Origin of the sequence: Novosphingobium sp. PP1Y, from assembly GCF_000253255.1 — a bacterium.
GTDB lineage: Bacteria > Pseudomonadota > Alphaproteobacteria > Sphingomonadales > Sphingomonadaceae > Novosphingobium.
Window position 1 is genome coordinate 1,149,621 of the sequence record NC_015580.1, and the last position, 23,051, is coordinate 1,172,671.

A 23,051-nucleotide genomic window follows, 5' to 3' on the forward strand; every position below is an offset into this window, starting at 1 on the left:
TAGCGAATTAGTCCGGAGCTTGTGGGAGCGCACTTCGCTCGGCGCGTAGAAGAACGCCTGGAGATCCTTGTAATGGAATACGATTACGTCCCCCTGCCGCATCGCAAGCCACTCAAGTGGCCGAACGGCGCGCGGGTTGCCCTGATCCTCACTTTCAATCTCGAAACCTGGGATCTCGTGAAGGATACGGACAAGCCCTATTATGCAGGCGGACCGGCAATCCTGCCCGATATCCTGCCCGGCAATGTCGCCGACTTTCCCAACTATACGTGGCGCGAATACGGTCAGCGTGTCGGCATCTGGCGCCTGTTCGAGCTGTTCGACGAACTTGGCGTACCGGCAAGCTGCACGACCAATGCCGTGACTTTCGAGCGCCGCAAGGCGATGACCGACGCGGTGCTGGAGCGTGGCTGGGAACTGCTGGCGCACAACTGGGAACAGGGAGAGCTGCTCACCGGCTTTGCAAGCGATCCCGAGAAGGAGCGCCAGGTCGTCCTGCGCTCGCTCGAACAGTATGAGAAGTTCACCGGTCGCAAGGCCAAGGGCTGGCTCTCCTCCAGTCTGCGCGGCACGATGCAGACTGCCGATATCCTCGCCGGCGAAGGCTGCACGTTCTACTGCGACATCATGAACGACGATCAGCCTTCGCTGCTGCGCACGCCCAACGGGCCGATCGTTTCGGTTCCATATTCTAATGAAATCAACGACTTCACCTTCATAACCCGCAAGAACTTCACCACCGACCAGTTCCGCGATGCCTTGATCGAGGAACTCGACGTGCTCCATGCCGAGGGTGAGAAGACCGGGCGGATCATGAACGTCGGCCTGCATCCCCACGTATCCGGGCGCGCGCATCGCGTGCGGGCCCTGCGCGAATTCATCGAACATGCGAAGTCGCTGCCCGGCGTCTGGTGGGCGACCCGCGAAGAAATCGCCGAGTGGTATCTCGCCAACCACGAAAGCCACATTCCCGGCCAACTGGGATGAGTGCGCCCGGGCATGTTGTCCGGCTGCGCGAGCGTCTTGCGGATCGTGCGCAGTGCGGGCTCGTTTCGATGCCCGGATGCTGGGATGCGCTGTCCCTGCTGCTGATCGAGAAGGCCGGTTGCGAAGCCGGCTTTCTTTCCGGCGCAGCGTTGTCGATGGCGGCGCTGGGTCGAGCCGACCTCGGTCTCGTTCCGGCCGACAGGGTCGTCGATACGGTGGCGCTGATGCGCGATGCCAGCGATCTGCCGCTGCTCGTCGATGGCGACACCGGTTTCGGCAATGCGCTGACGCTGCAGCGTTTCGTGCGCATGCTGGAACGGGCAGGGGCGAGCGCCGTGCAAGTCGAGGACCAAACCTTTCCCAAGCGCTGCGGGCACATGGCCGGCAAACAGGTCGTGCCCCATGACGAGGCATTGGGCCGCATTCGCGCTGCACTCGATGCGCGCGTCGACATGCTGGTCTTTGCCCGTACCGACGCACTGGGCGTCGAAGGCTTCGCCTCGGCAATGGAACGCGCCGAGAGTTTCCTGGCCGAAGGCGCGGATGCTGTCTTCATCGAAGGTCCCCGCACCATGCAGGAACTGGAGGACATTGCCGCCCGCCTTGCTGGGCGTGTGCCGCTGGTGCACAATCTCGTCGCGGGCGGGGTAACGCCGACCGATGACGAAGAGTGCCTGGAAAGGCTTGGAATAGCCGTCGCCTTGCATCCGATGCTGTTGCTCGGCGGGCTCGTGACCGGCGCGCCGCGTTGGCTCGCCGGACTTGCCGCGGCACGCTCCAGCACTGGCTTGCGCGAGGAGACCGGCATGCTTCATGATCTGAACGAACTGACCGGCGCACAATCGCTGCTGGCTCAAGGGGCGAAATATGGCTGCTGAGAAATCCGATCTCGACAACGACTACGTGGGGGCCGGTTTTGGCGGCGGCCTGGAACCCGGCAAGCGTCCAGCCCTGCTGCTGGTCGACATGGTCATGGCCTATCTCGATCCGCAATCGCCGCTCTATGCGCAGGGCGAGGCAGCGCTGGCGCAGGCGGTCCGTCTGGCTGACGCCGCTCGAGCGGCCGGGGTGCCGGTGATCCTGACCAATGTCGAATATGTCGACGGCAAGGAAGGCGGCATGTTCTTCCGCAAGGTGCCGGGGCTGCGCAATTTCATGGCCGGCTCGCCGCTGGGCGCCTTTCCCGAGGAATTGACTCCAAGGCCCGGCGACCGCGTGATCACCAAGTTCTATCCTTCCGCTTTCTTCGGCACCGCACTCGCGCCCATGCTGGTGGCGGAGGGCATCGATACCCTGCTGATCGGCGGCTATTCGACTTCGGGGTGCGTGAGGGCCAGCGCTCTAGATGCGCTGTGCCACGGTTTCGTGCCGCTCGTGGTTGCCGATGCCTGCGCCGACCGCGATCCGCGCCCGCACGAAGGCAACCTGTTCGATATCCGCGCCAAGATCGGTGAGGTCATCGACGCCGAGACGGCGCTGGACGTCATTCGCGCCGCATTGGCCTGACCGGGCGCGAGCGGTCAGGACACGATTGGGCAGGGCATGGCGCGATTGGGCTTTCATCACGGGGCGATGTCGGTGGCCGACATCGAAGCGGCCGCGCGATGGTACGTGGAAGTTCTCGACTTTCGCGTGGAGAGGCGCTTTGCGATCCCGGGCGGTACGAAGGCCATGTTCCTCGAACGCGACGGCTTGCGGATCGAGCTGTTCCAGGTTGCCGATCCCCAACCTATGTCTCCCGCCCGCCTCGATCCGCGCAAGGACCTGCAGACGCTGGGCAACAAGCATGTCGCTTTCACGGTTGACGACTACGAGGGCTTTCGCGCCAATCTCGTCGCGCGCGGCGTCGAGATCGTGCTGGAAGTGGGCGAGCGCTTCGGGCGCGGCCTGTTCATCCGTGACAGGGCGGACAACGTGCTGGAATTCCTCGAAAGCGACTGAGCCGACTTGTACGTGTCGGGAAAACCTTTCGGACATGACGCGACAAGTCGACGCAACCGCGCCGCTCTAAGCTAGCCGGATCAGTCATGAAGTGCGGAGCAAAGGAATAGCGCATGGCCAGCAACCCTACCACATCGCTGGAGGCCGTCCCCCCGGTCACGACCGCCGCGGCCTGGCGCGGCGATGCGCTGGAGCAGAGCGGCGAGTGGATCTACATGCTGTCGGATGCGCAGGTGGACGAGCTGGAAATTCTCGGTGCGCGCTTCCTGGCTGAAAATCCGGACCTGCGCACGGTCAGGGCCGAGGACTACCCGCTTGTAGCCTGCGCCGACGCGGTGAAGGAATGGGGTGGCGATGTCGATTACGGCCGCGGCTTCGTCCTGGTGCGGGGCCTGCGAACCCAGCTCTATTCCGACGCGCTTTCGAGCGCGATTTACTACATCCTCGGCCTGCACATGGGCGATCCGATACGCCAGAACGAGATGGGCGACCTGATCGACCATGTCTATGCGACTTCGGACAAGACCATGGACGATCCGACCGCGCTGTCATCGAAGGTGCGCGACAAGCTCGTCTATCACTCCGACAGTTCGGACATCGTGGCGCTGATGTGCCTGCGCCCGGCCAAGGAGGGCGGGCTGTCCTGTCTGGTCTCGGGCGCGCAGATCTACAACGAGATTCTCGAGCGCCGACCCGATCTTGCGCCTCTGCTGCTCGAGCCGTTCCATTGGGACTGGCGGCGCCAGGACCACAATGCGCCGGCGGACACCTATACCTCGCCCATCGTCAGTCTCGTCGATGGCGTGTTCTCCATGTACGCAGGCTCGCTCTACATCCTCACTGCGCAGGAATACGATGGCGTACCCAAGCTGACGCCCGAACAGATCGAGGTACTCGAGCTCTTCGACAAGATCACTTACGAGGAAGGCATGGCGATCGCGATGGACTTCCGGCCAGGCGATATCCAGTGGCTGTCGAACTATGCAGCGCTTCACGCCCGGACGACCTTCCGGGACTGGCCCGAGCCGCAGCGCAAGCGCCACCTTCTGCGCCTCTGGCTGAGCCGCGACGCCGGGCGGCCAGTGGTTCCAGGGTTCGGCAAGAATGGCGTCGTCCAACACCGAGCAGCCCCTCGCGGTGGAGCCGAGGAGCACCCGGACGGGCATTTCGACATATTTTCCGTGGCGGTGCCGCGCCTGCTTTCCTGAGCGTACGGCACCTGTGGATTGGGAGATGGCGGCGTCGGTTCGGCACGGAACCGGCGCCGCCTACCCAAGGAGCGGGAGATGCCGATCGGGCTCCTGCAACAAGGCCAGGATGTCCCGTGTCCATTGCACGTCGGCGAAGTTCAGACGCAGGTTGAGCAGTGCGGCGTTGTGCTCGGCGTCGGTGGCGGCAGCGCAGGCATCCGCGACCACGATCACCTTGTGCCCGCGCATGTTGGCCTCTCGGGCGGTGGATTCGACGCAGACATTGGTGAGCGTGCCGACAAGGACGATGAGTTCGATCCCGCGCATGTGCAGAACCCGGGCAAGGGCGCCGGCAGGGCATGAGAAGGCACCGTAACGAAACTTGTCCAGGACCAGGTCGTCGCGTCCGCAGGCCATCGGTGGATATATTTCATGAGCAGCGGTACCGCTGCGCAGCGACGCCACTGCCCGGGCGACGAACGGGTCGGCGAGGTCGTACTGCCAGGCGGGCACGGCCAGGTGCGGTGCATCGCTCACAGTCTGGCGCGTCCAGATTACGCAGGCTCCGGCGTCGCGCATGGCGCGCACCAGGGTATTGATCGGCTCGACGATGGCGCGGGCGCTTTCCTTGCCGAACACACCTTCCTCGGCAACGAAAGCTGTTTGCATGTCGATCACCACAAGCGCCGTGCGCTCCGGGTCGATCGCGTCGAAACTATTGTACCCGCGCCCGCGCTCAACTGCCCAGTCGGGCAGTTCTATCCTGTGCATCAGGCTTCCTCGAAGGCGATCGAAAGCGAAAGCTTTTCCCAGTCCCTGATCTGCGCGGCGACGAAGGCGTGCTGATCGGTCGTATAGTGCAAGGCGTCTTCGCCCAGGAAAAGGTGCAGCGGCGGCTCGGGCGCATCCAGCGCTTCGAGGATCGCCGCCGCCGCGCGCCGGGGATCGCCTTTTTCCTTGCCGGCATTCTCGGTAAGGCTGCGCCGCGCGAAGTGGGCAACCTCGTCGTAGTCGGCAATGTCCGCGCCGGCGATGCGCAGGCCCGATGCGGCAAATTCGGTGCGCATGCCGCCCGGGGCGACATTGGTGACGCGAATGTTCTTCGGGGCGACTTCCTGCGCCAGCGTCTGGCCCAGGCATTCGAGCGCATACTTGCTCGCGCCGTAGATGGCCGTGCCTGCCCAGGGCGCATGGCCGCTGACCGATGTGATGTTGACCACATGCCCTGCGCGCCGGCCGCGCATGTGCGGCAGCATGGCCTGGATCATGCGCATGGCGCCGAAGACATTGATCTCGAACAGGTCGCGGGCTTCATCGATGGACACTTCCTCGATGGCGCCGATCAATCCATAGCCGGCGTTGTTCACGAGACGGTCGATCCCGCCAGTCAGCGCCTCGGCGCGGGCCACGGCTTCACGCACCGAAGCCTCGTCGCGCAGGTCGATGCACAGCAGGTGGGCGCGGTCCGGAGCGAAGCTGGTGAATTCAGCGTCCTCGGCCCTGCGGCTGGTGCCCACTACAGTGTCTCCGCGGGCAAGCGCCGCCCTGGCGAGTTCCCGGCCCAGACCGCCACCGATTCCCGTGATCAGCCAATTCGTCATCGTCGTCACCTTCCTGTTGCAGATGAGGAACCTAATGGCCCGCAGGAGTCGCGCTCTTTGCGCTGGCGACCGCAAATCTTGTGCCTGGGCGCACGCGGGCTCCTCGCGCTTGACCGGTGGCAGGTCCCATGCTGCACCTTCGCAGCACATGCAAAAAAGACGGGGCGCAGACTTGGCTGTTCACATCGTCGGTTCGATCAACATCGACATCATTACATCGCTCGAACGCCTGCCCATTCCGGGCGAGACGGTTCTGGCCGGGGCGACCGCGCGTCTGCCCGGGGGGAAGGGCGCGAACCAGGCCGTGGCGGCCGCCCGCATGGGTGCGGCCACGCGCATGATCGGGGCTGTGGGTGAAGGCGATGCCGGGCGCTGGATGAAAGACCGGCTGGCGGCGGAAGGCATCGATATTTCCGGTGTCGAAGTCGTTCCCGGCGAAGAGACCGGAACCGCCTATATCGCTGTGGATGCCGAGGGCGAGAACCAGATCATCGTCGTCTCGGGCGCCAATGCGAGGCTCAAGGCACCTGCGCCGGTGGAAGAAGGTGTCCTGCTTTCACAACTGGAAGTGCCGGTTGCCGCCCTGGCGCCGGTCTTCGCGCAGTCTCGGGCGGTCCGCATTCTCAACACGGCACCCGCCCTGCTCGAAGCGCGCTGTCTGTTCGATCTTGTCGATATTCTCGTCCTTAACGAGCATGAGCTGGGTGTCTACGTCCCGTCGACGGGAGAGCCGCCCTCGCACGAAGGAATCGTTGCGCGGGCCCGGGATTTGCTGGCGCGGGCAGATCAGGCGATCGTCGTTACGCTGGGGGCCAACGGCGCGCTTGCGATACGGCGGGATTCGTATCGCCACATTCCGGCCGTGCCGGTCATTTCCGTCGACACCATCGGCGCGGGCGACTGCTTCTGCGGCGCACTGGCGGCGCTGCTCGATGAAGGCAGGCGCCTCGAAGAAGCCTTGCCCATCGCCAGCGCGGCGGCGGCCCTGTGCACTCTCGGCCGCGGCGCGGTCCCTTCGATGCCTGCGCGCGGGGCGGTGTTCGACCTGCTTTCCGGTTCGGCAACAGAACATGCGCTGCCAATCAAGAACCCGGCGGCCGCTTCCCTAAGCTGATCCAACATCGACCAGACGCGGATCGGGAGTCCTTGAGTATGACACAGTTCGAGCCCACGCCCTTCGATATTCCGTCCGACAGCGGCGGCAAGGACCTCGGCATTTTCCTGCCGATCGCGAATGGCGGGTGGATCCTCTCTAAGAACAAGCCCGAACTCGATGGCTCCTATGCCTACAACCGCAACTGCGCCATCCTCGCCGAGGAGGCTGGGCTGGACTTCATCATGTCGATGTCGAAATTCCGCGGTTACGGCGGTGAGACGCATCACTGGAACAGCTCGCTCGATCCGGTCGTGCTAATGGCCGCGCTGGCGGAGGTGACAAGCAAGGTAAAGGTCTGGACCACGGTCCACACGATCCTGCAGAACCCGGCGGTCGTCGCCAAGATGATGGCCACGCTCGACCAGGTGTCGAAGGGCCGCAGCGGCCTCAACGTCGTCACCGGCTCCTACAAGGGGGAGTTCGCGCAGATGGGGGCATGGCCTGAAGGTGTCGACCATGACGGTCGCTACGATCTCGCCAAGGAATGGGTCACCGCGATCAAGCGCCTCTGGCGCGAGGACTCGGTGACGATGGACGGCAAGTATTTCCAGCTCGATGACTGCGAATCCTGGCCCAAGCCGGAAAGGCGGCCCTTTCTCGTCTGCGCCGGCTCTTCGAAAAAAGGCATGCATTTCACGTCCGAGGAGATGGACGCGATCTTCCTGAGCGGCGGCAATCCGGAAGAACTTGCCGAAGCGAGCCACGCGGCCAAGGCGGACGCAGCGGCGATGGGTCGGTATGTGCGCACCTATTCGATGATGACGGTCCTGCTAGCCGATACCGATGAGGAAGCCGAAGCGACCGCCAGGCATTATGCCGCGGGCTTCGATGAGGGCGCAATGCACGGCATGATGCGCGCTTACGGCTTCCTCGATGCCGAGATCGGCAAGGAAAACGCCTTCACCAAAAAGGCCCGCTCCAGTTTCATGTCCGCGCATGTCGCGGGTTCGTCGCAGACCGTGATCGACCGGCTGACCGAACTTTTCGAAGTGTCGCAGACCGATGGTCTCATGCTGATCTTCCCCGATTACATGACCGGCATTCCCAAATTCGGCCAGGAGGTGCTGCCCGTCCTGCGTGAGCGATTTCCCGGCAAGGTGAAGGTCGGGAGTCATGGCTGAAGTGCTCGACCTGCCGCATGTCGCTGCGGGGAATCTCGAGGTGATGCTGCCCCCGGCGAGCACGGCGCTCGTCGTGGTGGACATCCAGAAAGACTTTGCCGCAGCTGACGGACTGGCCGGCACGTTCGGGGTCGACCTGGAACCGATCGAAATGGTTATCGACCGGATCGAGGCCCTGATCGCTGCGGCGCGCAAGGCGGGTGTGACGGTCGCCTTCATGCGCGTGGTAACCCGGCCCGAGACCGATTCAACCGCTTTGAAGACCTTGATGGCCCGCCGGGGCAGTGCCGGAGGCGAGGCGATCTGCCGCGCCGATCACCCGGGCGCCGATTATTATCGGTTGTATCCCGAAGCCGGGGATATCGAGATCGAGAAATTGCTGTTCGACAGTTTCCACGGGACCGACTTTGACGACCAGCTCAAGGTGCGAGGGATCGAAACCCTGGTGATGACCGGCGTCACTACCGAATGCTGCGTCGATTCCACTGCACGGGGGGCATTTCATCGCGGTTACAACGTTTTCGTCGTTTCGGACGCCTGCGCCGCCTATGAGCCGGATCTGCACATCGCCTCGCTCAAGGTGATGCAGAAGAACCTGGCCTTGCTGACGACCTGCAGTGACCTGGTGGAGGCCTGGTCTTGAACCGCGGCGGCCAGCGCGGACAGGGGTTCGCGATAGGCTCGCCAGCCGGCGTCCTGGCCGCTTGCACCCTTGGAAATTCCGTCAGCGTCACACCTGCGGTCCATGCCGTCTTCGGCCTGTTCTTGGTGCCGCTGTCAGAGGAGTTCGGCTGGGCCCGCGCGAGCATATCCGGAGTGCTTGGGGTGCTCGCTCTGGTCGGCGCAGTGAGCTATCCGATGATCGGGCGTTATGTCGACCGGCACGGAGCGCGGCGCACGCTGCTTAGCGGGATCTTCGGGCTTGCGATCTCGATCGCGGCGCTGTCATTCACGGGCGGCAGTCTGGTCCGGTTCTATGCCACCTTCGCGGTCCTTGCCGTTTTCGGCGCTATGGCTGGTACGCCGATTTTCCAGAAAGTGATCGCCGACTGGTTCGAGCAGAACCGGGGCACGGCGCTGGGCGTAAGCGCTGGCGGCGGATGCGGGCTCGGTTCGGTAGTTCTTCCGGTCCTTGCCGCCGTGCTGGTTCAGGCCTGGGGCTGGCGCGCCGGATATCTGGGTATCAGCGGTTTCATGATGGTGATCGCCTTCCCGCTCCTATGGTTGCTGCTGCGCGATCGCAACGCGGGCGGGAATCTTGAGCAAGCGCCGGAGCGTGACGGACTGACGCTTGGCGAGGCGGCGCAGACGCCGTCGTTCTGGCTGGTCCTCATCGCTCTGGCGGCCGGGGCAGGCGGGACAACGGCCGTATTCAGCCATGTCGTCCCGATCCTGAGCGATCGCGGCTTCTCGGTTGCTACCGGGACCGCGGTCGTCAGCGTTTTCGCGCTCGTCACCTCGGGCTGGCAGATCGCCACTGGGCGCATCATGGATCGAATCCAGACCCCGCGGGTAGCGGTGCCGATGTACCTCATGGCGGTCGTCGGTCTTGTCATGCTCGAAACCGGGCAGGGGATGCCGCAGCTGATCTTGGGCGGGGCGTTGCTGGGGGTCGGGCTGGGCGGACAGTTTGGCGCCTTGCCCTACTTCATCGCCCGGTATTTCGGCGTGCGGCATTTCGGCTCTATCATTGGAGCGATGTATTCGGCGGTGATTGCGGCGCAGGGGACGACGCCGATCCTGCTCGATGCCGTTTACGATGCACAGCATTCCTATCGCATCGCGCTCATCGGGGTCGGCGGCGCGCTCGTCGCAGGCGCGCTGCTGCTCACCCTGCTGCCACGCTACATCCGCTCGGGGCAATCGACCGAGGGCCTGATGGTCGCGGGCCACTGATCATGCACGAAACCAGAATTTGGGGAGGCCGGTTTGGCTGACTATTGCGAGAACGAACTGGCCGCCGCAGGGGGCTTCGCCGATCCTGCCAGCGCGCCTTATGCGGTGAGCGAAGAAGAGCGCGCCGCGATCGCCGCTGCCATCGATGCGGACGAACTCGTCGAACTAGCCCTGACCCTCGGCAATATTCCCAGTCGCTCGCGCGAGGAACTGGCGGCAGCCGAATTCGTGCACGACTGGATGGCGCAGGAGGGCTTTCGCCCGCGCAAGGTCGGCGCAACGCCTGAGCGGCCGAACGTCATCGGTGAATACGGCGGCAACGGGCGCGGGGCGAACCTGCTGTTCACGGCGCATCTCGATACCGAGAGTCCCAGCGGAATGCGCGAACACGACAAGTTCCGCTACCGCGAGAGTACGCTGGCCGATCCGGAATGGACGAAGTGCTGGGTCGATGAGGAAGGGCGGCTGCGCGGTTATCCGATCTCCAACGATCGCGGGCCGATGTCCTGCTTCCTCATCGCCGCCAAGGCGCTGCGCAAGGCGGGTATCGGGCTGGCCGGGAAGACCTGGCTTACGGCCTGTCCGGGTGAGATCGGTCCTGAACCGATCGAGGAATTCACAGGCATCGACTGGAACGGAAAGGACATCGGCGCGCATTACCTGTTCCATCATGGCGGCGTGGCGCCCGACTATGCGATTGCCGCTGAAGGCACCGATTACGGCCTGACCTGGCAGGGCTGCGGCTATGCGCTGTTCCGGGTCCGCATATTCGGCCAGGGTGTGTTCTCGCCGATTCTCGATGCGCCTGAGGATGCGCGGGCTCATCCCAACCCGATCTACCGCCTTGGCCCTGTAATCGATGCGCTTCATGCTTGGGGGCTGGACTTCGAACGCAGGAGCCGGTTGGAGACCGATAGCGGTGCCATCGCGCCCAAGGTCCAGATCGCGTCGGTGCGCGGCGGAATGCCAATCGACTTCGGGGCAGGCACCGAAGTCTGCGCGCTCTATATCGACGTCTCGCTCAACCCCAGGCAGAAGGCGGCGGACGCCTATCACGGCATCGTCGAGGCCATGCGCGGGGTCGCGGGCCAGGACTTCGATGTCGAGCCTGTTGTCGTGCGCCATGGTTTCGAGGCCCGCCCGGACGAAGTCGCTCCGCTTGTCGGTGCGGTCGATGCCGCCACCAGGCTGGCCCGCGGAGCGCCGCTGGAGCCCGCACATCCGGTCTATTCGAGCATGTGGCGCGATCACAATGTGTTCAACATGCACCGCGTTCCGGCAGTCACCACCGGCATGCCGCGCTGGCGGCCGACGCGCGATGACATGGCCTCCAGCGCGCTCGTTTATGCGCTGACGATGCTGGCGGTTTGCGGCCGTGGCGATGCGCCTGGACAGATTGCCGGGATATCCAGCGTGTACGGTAACGATACGCCTTTCTGACCGGGTGAAATGCCCCTTGCCGGTAGCCTAAACGCTGGATAAACCTTGCAGAAAGGTCGCCAGAGTTAAGAAGCGTTCATAGCCCGGGACAGGGTGCCACCAGCTTATCGGGTGGTCCTCGCTTTGCGCATAACAACGAACGTCTATCCCAAGGAACAGCGCCGTGACGCGTGGCGATTTGCGCTCAAGCGCCTGTCGCTCACGCTCGACGAGGTAGATGAGGCGACGCTCTATGGTGAGTTGATCCAATTCCGCTCCAGCACCAATATCGACTTCATTCGTGTCACCGGCACGCCGCAGTCCTGGTCGATCGACTTTCGCGAGCAGCCGCAGACCTACTGGCTGGCGATTATTCTCGACGGTAGTGCGACGATGCGCGACGCGCAGCAGGAAATCCGGCTCGGCGACGGCGAGATGATCTGTGGCAAAGGCGATTCACCGGTGCATCTGTCATTCGCGGGCGATAACCGCAGCCTGATCGTGCAGGTGCCGCACAGTGAGTTGTCAATGCGGTTGAAGACGCCAATCGGCGGCGCACCGCGCAAGATCGCGACGGATACCGGCACTGCGCGCGTCTTTGCCGGGATGCTTCGTTCGCTTGCGGACACGATCTCGGACATCACCACCGACCAGGCGCGGCCGATTGAACTGGCGTTCCCCGAATTCCTCGTCACCAGCCTGCTAGACAACGCGCCGGCAAAGGCATTGGGCGGCGCGGCAGGCATGCGTGCGGCACTGTTGGAACGCATTTTCCAGACGATCGAGATCCGCCTGTCCGACCCCGATCTCAATTACCAGCAGGTTGCCGCGGAGCACGGGATTTCGCCGCGCTATCTCCAGAAGTTGTTCGAATCGATCAGCGATTCCTTCGGCCATTACGTCAAGGTGCGGCGCCTTGAGCGCTGCCGCCTCGACTTGCGCAGCCCGCTTCATGTGCAGAAGTCGATTTCGGACATCCTGTTCGAATGGGGCTTCAACGATTCTGCTTCGTTCAGCCGGGCCTTTCGCGAACAGTACGGCATCTCGCCGCGCGAATATCGCAAGGCCCAGTCACAGGAGCAGGAGGCGGTAGAGCTGCTCCGGCGCGGCCGTCCGGCCCGCGGTGAACGCAGTGCGGCAAAGCAGGACAGTTCCGGCGAAGAAAAGCTGGTCGATGCTGCCGAGGAGCCGGACCCCCGACGCGAGCCCGACAAGGACGCGGACGGCGAGGAGGAGGGGGCGTCAGCTCCCGCTCTCGATGCCGCGCAGTTCCTGCCCGACGGCCAGCCGGTCCGCCATCACCATCTTCCGGCCTCGCCCGAAACAGTGCATTGGGGTTATCTCAGCAAGGACCTGAAGCCAGCGCTTCACGTCCGCTCGGGCGATTTCATCACTATCGAGACGTTGACCCATCACGCCAACGACGATCCCGAGCGCATGGTTCACGGCGATCCGGGCGCGGAAAGCGTCTACCACTGGGATGAGCACGGCAAGGCGGTTGACCGGCGCGGCGCAGGCCCGATGGATGCCAGCGCCTTCGGCCGCGGGCCGGGCGAGGGGTTCGGCGTTCACATCTGCACCGGTCCCATTGCGATCGAGGGCGCCATGCCGGGCGACCTCGTGGAAGTACGCATTCTCGATCTCAAGCCCCGTCCCAGCGGCAACCCGCGCTTTGCAGGCAAGTGTTTCGGCAGCAATGCCGCGACTTACTGGGGCTTCCACTACCAGGACCTGCTGACCGAGCCGAAGAAGCGCGAAGTCATCACGATCTACGAGGTCGAGGCGACCGGCGCGCGCACGCCCACGGCCCACGCCGTCTACCAGTATCGCTGGACTGAACAGGTCGATCCCTCCGGCATTGCCCATAGCCGCTATGACTATCCGGGCGTCCCTGTCGATCCCGCGACGATCGAGCGCAATTACGACGTCCTGCGAAATGTCGAGATCCCGATCCGCCCGCACTTCGGCGTGATCGCAGTCGCACCTGCCTATGGTGGACTGGTGGATTCGGTCCCTCCGGCTTCATTCGGCGGTAATCTCGATAACTGGCGCACCGGCCCGGGCGCGCGCGTCTTCCTGCCGGTACAGGTAGCCGGGGCATTGCTCTCGCTTGGCGATCCGCATGCTTCGCAAGGCGATAGCGAACTGTGCGGCACGGCTATCGAATGCTCGATGACCGGATTGATCCAGGTCGTCCACCACAAGGCCTCGGGCCTTATCGAGCAGTTGAAGGATGTCGATTACCCGCTGATCGAGACCGAGACCGAGTGGGTGGTCATGGGCTTCAGCCACCCAGATTACCTCAAGGAACTGGGCGAAGACGCGCAGAGCGAGGTGTACAAGCAGTCCTCGATCGATTCCGCGATGCGCGACGCATTCCGCAAGGCCCGCCGTTTCCTGATGACGGCCAAGCAGCTCAGCGAGGACGAGGCGATATCGCTGCTATCGGTAGGTGTCGATTTCGGTGTGAGCCAGGTGGTAAACGGAAACTTCGGCGTACATGCGGTGATCCGCAAGGCACTGTTCACCAGCTGAGGTCGCTCGTCACCCCGTCGGCATTGGCGACGGAGTGACGGAAGTGGATCAGAAGGGGCGGTCGCCTGCGACCGTAACGCGGAAGCCTGAGCGCACTTCCGGAAAGTAGTCCCACACCGCGAAATGCTGGGTACAGCGGTTATCCCAGAACGCGATCGAGTGAGGCTCCCACCGGAAGCGCACATGGAAGTTGGCGTTCTTGATGTGCTCGTACAGGAAGCCGAGCACCGCATCGCTTTCCTCCAGTGAAAGCCCGTTGATGCGCGTGGTGTAGGAGGAGTTCACGAAGAGCAGCTTGCGCCCTGTCACGGGATGGGTGCGGATGACCGGGTGGCTGTTGCATTCGTAGGTTTTCTGGATGTCCGGAAACAGCGCCTTGTAGACCGGGTTCGCATCGTGGACCGCGCTCAGCGGTTCGAGAAACGCCTTCATCGGTTCTGACAGGCCTTCGTAGGCGGCGTACATGCTGGCGAAAAGGGTATCGCCCCCGGTCTCGGGCAGGGTGTGCATGTAGAGGATCGAGCCCATCGGCGGTTCGGGATCGCACGAGAGGTCGGAATGCCACTTCTCGCCGGCGACGAACTTGCTGTTTTCGTCGGCATGGATGGCGACCACTTCGGGGTGATCGTCCAGCCCCTTCACGGCAGAATGCATGTGCAGCTTGCCGAAGGCGCGGCCGAAGGCCTTGTGCGCTTCGTGGTCGATCCGCTGGTCGCGGAAGAAGACGACCTGATGCTTCATCAGGGCATCGTGGATTTCCGCGAAGGCCTGGTTGCCCAGCGGTTCTCGCAAGTCGATGCCGAAGATCTCGGCGCCGATCCGCTTGGTCATCGGGCGCACCTCGATCATTTCATACCCCATCGTCCACTTTCCTTCGTCATCAGAAGCAACAGGCGTGTGCCGGACGGTTGGGAACGCCCGGCACACTCTCGGTAATCGGCATGTTCATTCGGGATCGATCACGGTGCCCTTCTCGGGGAAGATGCGCCGTTCGATGCGGCAGTGGATGCCCTGGGTGCCATCGACCACTTGGGTCACGCCGAAGTCTGCCGCGACGCTCATCAGCGAATAGCCGTCATGGCGCGAGAGGCCCTGATGCTCGGTGAGCAGGTGGAGCATATCCAGCGACGCGCCCTTCATGGCCTGGTCGAGATCCTCGCCGAAGCCGTGGACGATCCAGCAGTCCGGCGTCTCGAGCAGGGGCGAGGGGAACGAGAAGTCCTTGCGCAGGATGATCTGGAACAGGACGTCGAGCGATGCTTCGATGGCAGTGCCGCTTATCTCGCCGTCGCCCTGGCTGACGTGGGGATCGCCGATCGAGAACAGGCCGCCCTTGACCTGCACCGGGTAGTACATCGTCGAACCCGCGCCGATGCGCCAGTTGTCGATGTTTCCGCCGTGCAGGCCGGGCGGGATCGTGCTGACCGGATCGTTGACGGCGGGCGCGACGCCGGCAGTGCCAAGGTGCGGACGGGCAGGGAGGGTGATGCCGGGCAGGGCGGGCGAGCGGTCGCATTCCGGGCAATGGGTAATGCGACCGGGTTCGACGTACTTTTCCGCCACGTCATAGGCATAGAGAGCGCTGGCGGTATTGGCGTTGGGATCGATCTTGTAGATCGTCACGCGCTCGGTCTCGCCGAATTCCTCGTAGAGGTGGCCCCAGTTCGCCTGCAGGTTCGAGCCGTAGTTCATGCGCGGTTTCATCTGGAAATAGCGCACTTCCAGCATGTCGCCCGGCTCCGCGCCTTCGACGTAGATCGGGCCGGTCATGATGTGGCAGCCCGGTGCGCGGGTGCTGGGATCGATCTCGGTAAAGATCCGGCGGATATCGTCGTCGAACATCAGCTCGGGATCGTCGCCGGCATGGTGGGTGACGGCCTGCGCGGAGATCAGGTCGCCGCTCCTGACGGTCAGGGCGGGCTTGATTTCGGGAGAGAAGTAACCCCAGTGCACCGTCTCCGGCGTGGCCTTGAGATGGTGCAGGGCGCTGGGCGCGGCGGTCTGCTTGGCGAACTCGGGCTTCAGGTCGATCAGTGCCATCTAAACTCCTGTGACACAGGTGGAAACGGGAAAGGGGCGGCTCAGGCCTCGTCGATCAGGACGCTCGTCATGCTGAGCGACTTGTGCTGGATGAAATGCGGGTCGAACCGGGCGTTTTCGCCCTCGTGCCTGGCGCCCAGGACATAGAGCAGCGGCAGGAAGTGGTCCGAACTGGGCACCGACAGGCGCGCGGCCTCGCCAAGCGCCTCGTAATCGATGACGGTCCTGGGATCGTCGCCGGCAATGGCTTGGCACATCGCGGTGTTGAACTGCTCGGCCCAAGGGTATGGCGCGGCGGCGGGATTGGCCCAGTCCATCGCGGGCAGGTTGTGGACGATGTTGCCGGTGCCCATGATCAGCACGCCTTCATCGCGCAGGGGGCGCAGCATACGCCCCACCAGCCAGTGCTCCGCCGGGGTCTTGGCAATGTCCATGCCGAGTTGGATCACCGGCACATCGGCTTCGGGATAGGCGTGGACGAGGACCGACCAGGTGCCATGGTCGAGGCCCCAGTTGGCATCGAGGCCGACCGGCATGGGCGCCAGCAGTTCCTTGACGCGGGCGGCCAGCTCGGGATCGCCGGGGGCGGGGTACTGGACATCGAAAAGCGCCTGCGGGAAGGCTCCGAAGTCATGGATCGTGCGCGGCTGGGCCATTGCTGTCACGGCCGTGCCGCGGGTCTGCCAGTGCGCGGAAATGCACAGGATCGCCCTGGGCTTGCCGATCCGCGTGGCCATCTCGTTCCAGGTCTTCGTCACGTCGCTCTTTTCCAGGGCGATCATGGGGCTGCCATGTCCGAAGAAGACGATGGGGAGGCGGCTCATTGTCGTGTGCTCCGTTGAGTTCCCGCGGCGACCGACCCGATGGGCGCCGTAGATCTTTTGCTGTTGGGGGAAGGCTAGGCCGGGGCCGTGTTCCCGGTCTTGCGGCGCGGCGCACAAGAACTTGTCGCGCTGCCGCAGGACCGGGAAGGGGAGGGCCTTATTCGCAGGTATAGCCCTCCGGGATCTGCGGGTTTTCGCCGGCCTTCACCCAGAGCAGGATCTCGTTGCCCCAGGGGTCGGCGAAGCAGTGGTTGAACCCGTTGAATTCCTTCCAGTAGTGGTTGCGCCACAGGATCTTGGCGCCGAGCTTTTCCGCGGTGTCGAGGATGCGCTCCGGGGTGTCGTCATCGCTCACCAGTACCCAGATCCGCGCCTTGCGCCCTTCAGTCGAAAGCGTGCGCGGCTCCGCGCCGTCGGGATTGGGATTGGGGCGAGCGTTCCTGGCGTCGAATACGCCGAAGTGGAGATTGCCGATCTGGCTGTCCGACCCGTCCTTGTTCTTGAAGAAGCCGCCCGGGACCATGCGGTGATAGAGCCCGCCCATGCGCGCATCGTCTTCCCAACCGAAGACTTCGGCGTAGAATTTTCCGGCCTTGTCCGGATTGTCAGTGGCAAAGTCGAAGAAAATCAGGCTGTTGGTCATCGATAGCTCCCTTGTGCTGGGAACAAGGCCTAGTGTGGCGCGGGAACTTTGCTCGGCGCCACGCGCACAATTCCTTGATCTCGCGCGACGATTTTCGGCGCGGCGACGGCCCATGCAAAAAGGCGGCGCCCGACCGGAGTCGGACGCCGCAGCCGTCGGGAATGGACAGTGCAATAAGTGAGATCAGGCAGCGCCGGAGCGCTTGATCTCGGTAACCGGAGCCGAGGGGCCGCGACGGCGGTCCCACTCAGCCCAGTAGCGTTCGACGAGCCAGACGTTGAGAAGGCGTTGGGCCCCTTCCTGCCAGGAATAGCGGCCGCGCGGGGCGTGCTTGGATCGCAGCCCTTGCTGGACGAGTTCGTCGACGTGGAAGTCCTGCGCCACGATTTCCTCGACCGCCTGGTCGTTCATCTTCATTTTCAGGTCGAATAGCGGATCGTCCATTGCCTCGGGAACCATGAGCGTGCCGATCGTCAGCGCGTGCGATCCGGCCGAGCGCGGGTCCATGATGAGATAGAGGACAGTATCGTTGAGCACGACGAGCGAGAGGCTCGGCGGCAAGTTCACGAAAAGCAGCCGGTTCTGCTCTTCTTCGGTCAGCTTCGGGAAGACCGGGAAGACCGAGCGCTGGGTGGCGTTGAATGCGGCGTTCCTGTGAAGCGTTCCGTTGAGCCGGTAGTAGCCCGCCGAGTTCTCGGGAACTTCCGGAAAGCTGGCGAGGCCGCTGGGAATGAAGTCGTGCAGCGGGCCGGCATGCAGACGGCTGGCGTGATAGCCGTCGTTGTTGTTCTCCAGCATGACCTTCCAGTTCCACGGGAACACGGTCGGCTCCTCAGGGCGCGGGCCGCGCAGCGAGGCGAAGTCGTAATTGGCGACGACTGGCTCCAACGCGGCAAGGCGAGGGGTCAGCGGTTCTGCCTCGGGATCGAGGTTGATGAAGATGAAGCCGTGCCAGGTCTCGTGACGGATCTCGGGCAGGGCCGCGGCCTTCTTGTCGAAGTTGCAGGTCCTGCTCATGGCCGGCGCGCCGACGAGGGTGCCGTCGAGATCGTATGTCCAGTGATGGTAGGGGCAGACGAAGGCACGTGCGTTGCCTTGCCCTTCGGCAACCAGCATCGCGCGGTGCTGGCACACGGCCGACAGGGCCTTGATCGATCCGTCGCGGGTCTTCGATACGATGATCGGCTCGTCGGCGCGGGTCACCGTGAAGAAGTCGCCCGGCTCGCCGAGCCATTCCTCGCGGCCGACGCACAGCCATTCATGCTGGAAGATGGCGTCCATCTCGAAGTGGAAGAATTCCTCGCTCGTATAGCAGGCCGGCGGCAGGGTGTCGGCCTCGAGCGTGTCGAGCTTGGAACTCGCGAGACTGTCGAAAAACTGGTCGTTGAGGAGAGTCATTCTGGCCTGTTTCCGTTTTGGGCGAACCGGTGGAATGCGCCTCGTGCGCTTTCCGACGATATTGGGAGGTTAGCCGCTTCGCAGGGGGGCGGCTTTGCGCTGGGCGTAGTGATTTTTGGCATTGGGCCCCGCCACGCTCGGGCTCATTCGGCCGGAACGAGTTCTCCGACGCCGTCCGTCCCGCCTTGTGCCTCGTCGCCTTGCGGGCGCTGCTGCGGCGCACGCAGGAACAGCACGGCGACGGCGGTCGCGCCGACTAGAAGGATCGAGAAGACCAGCATGGCCGGGGCGTAGCTGCCGGTCAGGTCGGCGATGGTCCCTGCGCCGACCGGGCCCAGTACCGCGAGCGTGGTCGCCGTGGTTGCCATCGCGGTCATGTCGCCGGCGATGGCCGCACCGAAGTAGCGCAGGATCAGCACATGGGCGGAGAGCCAGGTCATGCCCCAGCCGGTGCCGAACAGCGCGGCGGCTCCACAAGCAACGAGGACATGGGGCGAGGACCACAGTACCGCCATGGCCGCGGCCTGGAGGATGAGCCCGGCGATCAGGATGCGGCGCGGGTCATAACGTTCGCACACGGCGCCTGTCACGCCCTTGGCCCCGGTTCCGGCAAAGGCCAGCAGGCTCATGGCGATTGCGCCGGGTGCGGCGCCGTCGCCGAGGGTGGCGATGTGGGCGACAAGGATCGAATGGGTCGAAGTAACGACCAGTTGCACGACCGTCATGATCACCGCAAGGGTCACGAAGGTCGGGTTGAACAGGGCCTCGCGTACAGTCCAGTTCCGGGGTTGGGCGGCGGCGCCATCGCGCTTGTCGCCCGGGCCTTTGACCTGTTCGACGCTTTCGACCTTCACCGCGTCGCGCACGCATATCAGGCAGACGAGGCCGACCAGTGCCGCGCAGATGGCCATGACCATCCAGTGCAGGCGCCAGTCGCCGGTCAGGCCGACGATGGTGCCGACGATCAGCGGACCGGCGATGCCACCCGACGATCCGATCATGAAGTAGAAGCCGATCATCCGCGCCGAGGTGCGCGGGAACCACGTCGCCAGCAGGTACACCGCGGGCGAAGGCGCGGCGAGGGTGAAGCCGATGCCCATGAGCGAGGTGGCGATGAAGAAGTAGGTCAGGTCGCTGATCATCGAGGCGATCAGGAAACCGGCGGCAAGCACCAGGCAGCCCAGGAACATGGTCATGCGCGTGCCGACCGTCTTCATCATCACTGGCGGCAGGGGACTGGCGATCCCGCAGGCCAGGCCCAGCAGAGAGAAGCTGAGGCCTGCCGCGGCCTTGGACCAGCCCAGTTCTGCAACCATGGTGTAAAGGACGTATCCCAGCGACGTGAAGGTCGTTGCCGTGACGAAGAAGAAGGCAAGCGAAGCGGCAAACATGACCTGTACGTTACGCGGCATGGGGGCTCCTGCAGGCATTGCGATCCGGAAACCTTTTCCGGGATTCGACAGGCTCGAAGCTCTCACGGTGCCGCCGTACACTCTTGATGGTGCGCGCCTGAAGACTTGATCGTCCGGTGAAGAGGTGCCGAGACGAAGCGGGGCGCGCCGGCCTTTCGGTCGACGCGCCCCGGCGCTGGAGGTGAGGGCTTCCAGTCAGATCAGAAGCGATACCCGAATGAGAGGATCACCTGCCGTGGCGGGATGTAGGTGTCGAACACCTGCGCGCTGCCATAGGGATCGGAGAAGCGCGAGTTCACGCCGTCCTCGTCGAACAGGTTGATCACGCGCAGGGTGATGTCGGTGTTGGTCCCCTCCGGCTCGTACTTCGCCATCAGGTTGACCTGCGTGTAGGACGGGGTGAGGTCGACGGCGCCGTCGTTGAACAGGCGGTACTGGTACTTGCCGCGATAGATCAACTGCGCGCGGGTGGTGAGTTCTCCGGGGCCGACCTCAGCATTGTAGGTTGCGGCAATGGTGCCCTGCCAGCGCGGCAGTTTGGGAATGCGGTTGCCCTTGATGTCGGCGCGCGCGGCATCGCGGGCAAGGACCGCGTTGTAGAAGTTGGTCCAGAACAGGTAGTCAGGATAGCCCGCCGCGTTCTGCGCATCGGTCGCCGCGGTGGGATCGAGCGCTGCGTAGTGCGAGGTGAACTTGCCCTCCAGCCAGGACAGCGAAGCGTCGAAGCGCAGACCGTCGGTCGGCACGTAGGTGCTTTCCAGTTCCAGGCCATAGACCCGCGCCTTGGGCGCATTGCTGATGCCCTCGCCGTAGAGGATCGGATCTTCCTCGAGGAACTGCATGTTCTTGTACTGGTAGAGGAAGGCTGAAGCGTTGATCTGCAGCGTGTCGTCCATGAAGCGGTTCTTGGTGCCGGCCTCGAAGGAGTCCACGGTCTCCTGCTTGTAGGTCGGCAGGACCGAGAAGCTGCCGCCCGAAGCCGAAGCCGAGTTGATGCCCCCCGGCTTGAAGCCGCGGGTCCAGCTTGCATAAACCATGTTTTCCGGGGTGATCTGGTAATCCAGCGCAACCTTGCCGGTCCAGGCATCGGCCTTGCGGCTGCCAGTGGATGCCGGCTGCATGTAGGCGCCTGAAGTCTGGTTGGACGTCCCGCCCGACAGGCTGTCATAGGCTCCCGAGGCCTTGTCGTGGTTGTAGCGCACGCCTGCCGTGAGCTTGAGCTGGCTCGTCACTTCGTAGGTGCCCTGCGCGAAGAAGGCATAAAGCTCGCGCTTGATCGACGATAGCTCGGCGTATGTGAGATTGCCGACCAGTGGATCGTCGAAGGCTGTATCGACCGGCAGCGCGGGCTGCAGGAAGTTGTCGTCGTAGCTGCGGTACTCGTTGATGTACTGGCTGTTCTTCGAGTGCAGGTAGACGCCGCCCAGGACCCAATTGAACGGACCGTTGCCGTTCGAGGTCATGTTGATTTCCTGGCTCCAGCTCTCGGTATCGGAAGCCCAGAGAGGAACGTGGTCGTAGCTGACGCCGGTGAAGCTGATCGGATTGTAGGTGTTGGCAAAAAAGAGCTCGGTATCGAGCCCGTCGGCATCCCATGCCTGCTCGGAATGCAGCTTCTGGTAGCCGGTGATCGACTTGATCGTGGCGAAGGGGGTCTCCCACTTGATCACGCCGGTATAAAGCTCGGTCTTCACCTCCGACCTGCCGGGATAGTCCTGCGTCAGGACGCGCGGATCGGTATCGGGATCGAGGATGTTCTTCTGTGCCGGGCCGTTGGTCTTGCTGTCGTACTGCACCGTGTTCAGCGTGATCGAGAAGTTCGGCGCGGGCGACCACTTGGCGCCGATGCGCCAGCCGGTCTCGTCCTGATCGTCGAGGTCGTACTTGTCGACGCCGGGGACCTTGGTCGCATAGGCGTAGCCGTCGTGCTTGGTGTACTGGATCGCGCCGCGGATCGCGAGCGTGTCGCTCAGCGGTACGTTGAGCGCGCCGGAGCCTTCCATGTACTTGTAGTTGCCGATCCCGGCGCTGACGTTGCCGGACAGCGCATCGGTGCTCGGTTCGATCGAGACGACGTTGATCGTGCCGCCGGTCGAACCCTGGCCGAACAGGGTCCCCTGCGGGCCGCGCAGGACTTCGACCTGGGCAACGTCGATGAAGGCTGCGCTCGCGGCGATCGAGTTGAAAATGTAGACCCCGTCGATGTGGTAGGAGACGCCCGGCTGCGTGTTGGTGTTCTCCGGCGTTTCGGATCCGATGCCGCGGATGGTGATGATCCGTTCGCCGCCACCGCTGCGCGCAACCACGAGACCGGGCACCGACCCGTTGAGGCCGGTGATGTCGGTGATGTTTGCCGCCTTGAGCGTTTCGGAAGTGACAGCGCTGACCGAGAGCGGGGCCTCCTGAAGGCTCACCTCGCGGCGCTCGGCCGTGACGACGATGTCGGTGATGCCGGTTTCCCCCGGCGTCGGTGCCTGGGCTTCGGCCTCGGCGGCATGGGCACTATTCGATGCGAATGCGAGCATGGATACGCTGCAGGCCAGGGCATAGGCGATGTGAGATTTGGTGTTCATGAAAGCTCCCCGAAACATGACGACAGAACCCATTCCCGGTCTGCGGCTCGTCATTGTCTGGGTCGGCCGCTTGTCCTGAAATCTGGCGGTTCGGCGGCAACGGGTCTTGTGCACTTGCGAATAAGTACTTGACTGGAGCCCCCCCGGAGCCATGCGGCAAGAGGGGGAATATCCCTTTATTTCAGGTCGCGAACGAGGCTCTGGTACAGGGTCGGCGACCGGTTGCACCGCGCAAGAAGTGCGCGGATGGCGTCTCAGGTCAAAGCGCGGGCGTACCCAGCATCAAGACCGCACGGCCCGCGTCTGCCAAAGGCC

20 protein-coding genes are annotated in these 23,051 nt (G+C 63.8%); 11 read left to right on the plus strand and 9 right to left on the minus strand.

The annotated features are described in order from the left end of the window. Positions 1–72: 72 nt before the first annotated feature. From PP1Y_RS11525 to PP1Y_RS11545, 5 genes are all read left to right on the plus strand, one after another. Entirely contained in the window at positions 73–987 is a 915-nt protein-coding gene (locus PP1Y_RS11525) for a polysaccharide deacetylase (protein WP_013832393.1), read from the plus strand. Next, complete coding sequence (locus PP1Y_RS11530) at positions 984–1,865, plus strand: oxaloacetate decarboxylase (protein ID WP_013832394.1); 882 nt, start codon at positions 984–986, stop codon at positions 1,863–1,865. Before PP1Y_RS11525 ends, PP1Y_RS11530 begins: the two co-directional genes overlap by 4 nt. Then, entirely contained in the window at positions 1,855–2,493 is a 639-nt protein-coding gene (locus PP1Y_RS11535) for an isochorismatase family protein (RefSeq protein WP_013832395.1), read from the plus strand. Before PP1Y_RS11530 ends, PP1Y_RS11535 begins: the two co-directional genes overlap by 11 nt. A gap of 36 nt (positions 2,494–2,529) precedes the next feature. Further along, positions 2,530–2,928, plus strand: a complete 399-nt coding sequence (locus PP1Y_RS24670; RefSeq protein WP_013832396.1) for a VOC family protein — start codon at positions 2,530–2,532, stop codon at positions 2,926–2,928. Positions 2,929–3,041: 113 nt separating this feature from the next. Then, the gene (locus tag PP1Y_RS11545; RefSeq protein ID WP_013832397.1) at positions 3,042–4,136 is read left to right on the plus strand and encodes a TauD/TfdA family dioxygenase; all 1,095 of its coding nucleotides are present in this window, start codon (positions 3,042–3,044) and stop codon (positions 4,134–4,136) included. Between the two features lie 60 nt (positions 4,137–4,196). Here the strand turns inward: PP1Y_RS11545 and PP1Y_RS11550 are convergent, their stop codons facing one another. Next, entirely contained in the window at positions 4,197–4,889 is a 693-nt protein-coding gene (locus PP1Y_RS11550; protein ID WP_007013620.1) for a cysteine hydrolase family protein, read from the minus strand. Then, complete coding sequence (locus PP1Y_RS11555) at positions 4,889–5,719, minus strand: oxidoreductase (RefSeq protein WP_013832398.1); 831 nt, start codon at positions 5,717–5,719, stop codon at positions 4,889–4,891. Before PP1Y_RS11555 ends, PP1Y_RS11550 begins: the two co-directional genes overlap by 1 nt. Positions 5,720–5,891: 172 nt before the next feature. On the opposite strand from PP1Y_RS11555, the gene PP1Y_RS11560 reads away from it, so the two are divergent. From PP1Y_RS11560 to PP1Y_RS11585, 6 genes are all read left to right on the plus strand, one after another. Beyond that, complete coding sequence (locus tag PP1Y_RS11560) at positions 5,892–6,833, plus strand: ribokinase (RefSeq protein WP_041558803.1); 942 nt, start codon at positions 5,892–5,894, stop codon at positions 6,831–6,833. 38 nt (positions 6,834–6,871) lie between these two features. Next, a complete protein-coding gene (locus PP1Y_RS11565; protein WP_013832400.1) occupies positions 6,872–7,996 on the plus strand; it encodes an LLM class flavin-dependent oxidoreductase in 1,125 nt (374 codons plus the stop codon). Next, a complete protein-coding gene (locus PP1Y_RS11570; protein ID WP_013832401.1) occupies positions 7,989–8,639 on the plus strand; it encodes a cysteine hydrolase family protein in 651 nt (216 codons plus the stop codon). Before PP1Y_RS11565 ends, PP1Y_RS11570 begins: the two co-directional genes overlap by 8 nt. Continuing rightward, on the plus strand, positions 8,636–9,892 hold the full coding sequence (locus PP1Y_RS11575) for an MFS transporter (RefSeq protein WP_013832402.1): 1,257 nt from the start codon (positions 8,636–8,638) through the stop codon (positions 9,890–9,892). Before PP1Y_RS11570 ends, PP1Y_RS11575 begins: the two co-directional genes overlap by 4 nt. A gap of 33 nt (positions 9,893–9,925) precedes the next feature. Next, positions 9,926–11,332 carry a peptidase M20 gene (locus PP1Y_RS11580; RefSeq protein WP_148274955.1) on the plus strand — a complete coding sequence of 469 codons (1,407 nt, stop codon included), beginning with the start codon at positions 9,926–9,928 and terminating at the stop codon, positions 11,330–11,332. 123 nt (positions 11,333–11,455) lie between these two features. Beyond that, complete coding sequence (locus tag PP1Y_RS11585; RefSeq protein ID WP_232512634.1) at positions 11,456–13,846, plus strand: acetamidase/formamidase family protein; 2,391 nt, start codon at positions 11,456–11,458, stop codon at positions 13,844–13,846. A 48-nt stretch (positions 13,847–13,894) separates the two neighbouring features. Here PP1Y_RS11585 and PP1Y_RS11590 read toward each other — a convergent pair whose 3' ends face one another. From PP1Y_RS11590 to PP1Y_RS11620, 7 genes are all read right to left on the minus strand, one after another. After that, positions 13,895–14,707: a TauD/TfdA family dioxygenase gene (locus PP1Y_RS11590; protein ID WP_013832406.1), complete on the minus strand. Its 813-nt coding sequence runs from the start codon at positions 14,705–14,707 to the stop codon at positions 13,895–13,897. Positions 14,708–14,791: 84 nt separating this feature from the next. Next, positions 14,792–15,886, minus strand: a complete 1,095-nt coding sequence (locus tag PP1Y_RS11595; protein WP_013832407.1) for an acetamidase/formamidase family protein — start codon at positions 15,884–15,886, stop codon at positions 14,792–14,794. 41 nt (positions 15,887–15,927) lie between these two features. Then, complete coding sequence (gene ygiD / locus PP1Y_RS11600; protein WP_007013630.1) at positions 15,928–16,710, minus strand: 4,5-DOPA dioxygenase extradiol; 783 nt, start codon at positions 16,708–16,710, stop codon at positions 15,928–15,930. A gap of 157 nt (positions 16,711–16,867) precedes the next feature. Then, complete coding sequence (locus PP1Y_RS11605; RefSeq protein WP_013832408.1) at positions 16,868–17,353, minus strand: VOC family protein; 486 nt, start codon at positions 17,351–17,353, stop codon at positions 16,868–16,870. A 183-nt stretch (positions 17,354–17,536) separates the two neighbouring features. Further along, positions 17,537–18,751 carry an SRPBCC family protein gene (locus PP1Y_RS11610; RefSeq protein WP_013832409.1) on the minus strand — a complete coding sequence of 405 codons (1,215 nt, stop codon included), beginning with the start codon at positions 18,749–18,751 and terminating at the stop codon, positions 17,537–17,539. A 143-nt stretch (positions 18,752–18,894) separates the two neighbouring features. Then, positions 18,895–20,163: a CynX/NimT family MFS transporter gene (locus PP1Y_RS11615; RefSeq protein ID WP_232512636.1), complete on the minus strand. Its 1,269-nt coding sequence runs from the start codon at positions 20,161–20,163 to the stop codon at positions 18,895–18,897. 200 nt (positions 20,164–20,363) lie between these two features. Continuing rightward, a complete protein-coding gene (locus tag PP1Y_RS11620) occupies positions 20,364–22,736 on the minus strand; it encodes a TonB-dependent receptor (protein ID WP_041558804.1) in 2,373 nt (790 codons plus the stop codon). Positions 22,737–23,051: the final 315 nt, after the last annotated feature.

Bases quoted from the DNA above. Each gene is read 5' to 3' on its own strand.
- PP1Y_RS11550 (WP_007013620.1), bottom strand. From the start codon at position 4,889: ATGCACAGGATAGAACTGCCCGACTGGGCAGTTGAGCGCGGGCGCGGG.
- PP1Y_RS11605 (WP_013832408.1), bottom strand. From the start codon at position 17,353: ATGACCAACAGCCTGATTTTCTTCGACTTTGCCACTGACAATCCGGAC.
- PP1Y_RS11555 (WP_013832398.1), bottom strand. From the start codon at position 5,719: ATGACGAATTGGCTGATCACGGGAATCGGTGGCGGTCTGGGCCGGGAA.
- PP1Y_RS11535 (WP_013832395.1), top strand. From the start codon at position 1,855: ATGGCTGCTGAGAAATCCGATCTCGACAACGACTACGTGGGGGCCGGT.
- PP1Y_RS11570 (WP_013832401.1), top strand. From the start codon at position 7,989: ATGGCTGAAGTGCTCGACCTGCCGCATGTCGCTGCGGGGAATCTCGAG.
- PP1Y_RS11530 (WP_013832394.1), top strand. From the start codon at position 984: ATGAGTGCGCCCGGGCATGTTGTCCGGCTGCGCGAGCGTCTTGCGGAT.
- PP1Y_RS11565 (WP_013832400.1), top strand. From the start codon at position 6,872: ATGACACAGTTCGAGCCCACGCCCTTCGATATTCCGTCCGACAGCGGC.
- PP1Y_RS11620 (WP_041558804.1), bottom strand. From the start codon at position 22,736: ATGAACACCAAATCTCACATCGCCTATGCCCTGGCCTGCAGCGTATCC.
- PP1Y_RS11525 (WP_013832393.1), top strand. From the start codon at position 73: ATGGAATACGATTACGTCCCCCTGCCGCATCGCAAGCCACTCAAGTGG.
- PP1Y_RS11615 (WP_232512636.1), bottom strand. From the start codon at position 20,163: ATGCCGCGTAACGTACAGGTCATGTTTGCCGCTTCGCTTGCCTTCTTC.
- PP1Y_RS24670 (WP_013832396.1), top strand. From the start codon at position 2,530: ATGGCGCGATTGGGCTTTCATCACGGGGCGATGTCGGTGGCCGACATC.
- PP1Y_RS11595 (WP_013832407.1), bottom strand. From the start codon at position 15,886: ATGGCACTGATCGACCTGAAGCCCGAGTTCGCCAAGCAGACCGCCGCG.
- ygiD (WP_007013630.1), bottom strand. From the start codon at position 16,710: ATGAGCCGCCTCCCCATCGTCTTCTTCGGACATGGCAGCCCCATGATC.
- PP1Y_RS11610 (WP_013832409.1), bottom strand. From the start codon at position 18,751: ATGACTCTCCTCAACGACCAGTTTTTCGACAGTCTCGCGAGTTCCAAG.
- PP1Y_RS11590 (WP_013832406.1), bottom strand. From the start codon at position 14,707: ATGGGGTATGAAATGATCGAGGTGCGCCCGATGACCAAGCGGATCGGC.
- PP1Y_RS11545 (WP_013832397.1), top strand. From the start codon at position 3,042: ATGGCCAGCAACCCTACCACATCGCTGGAGGCCGTCCCCCCGGTCACG.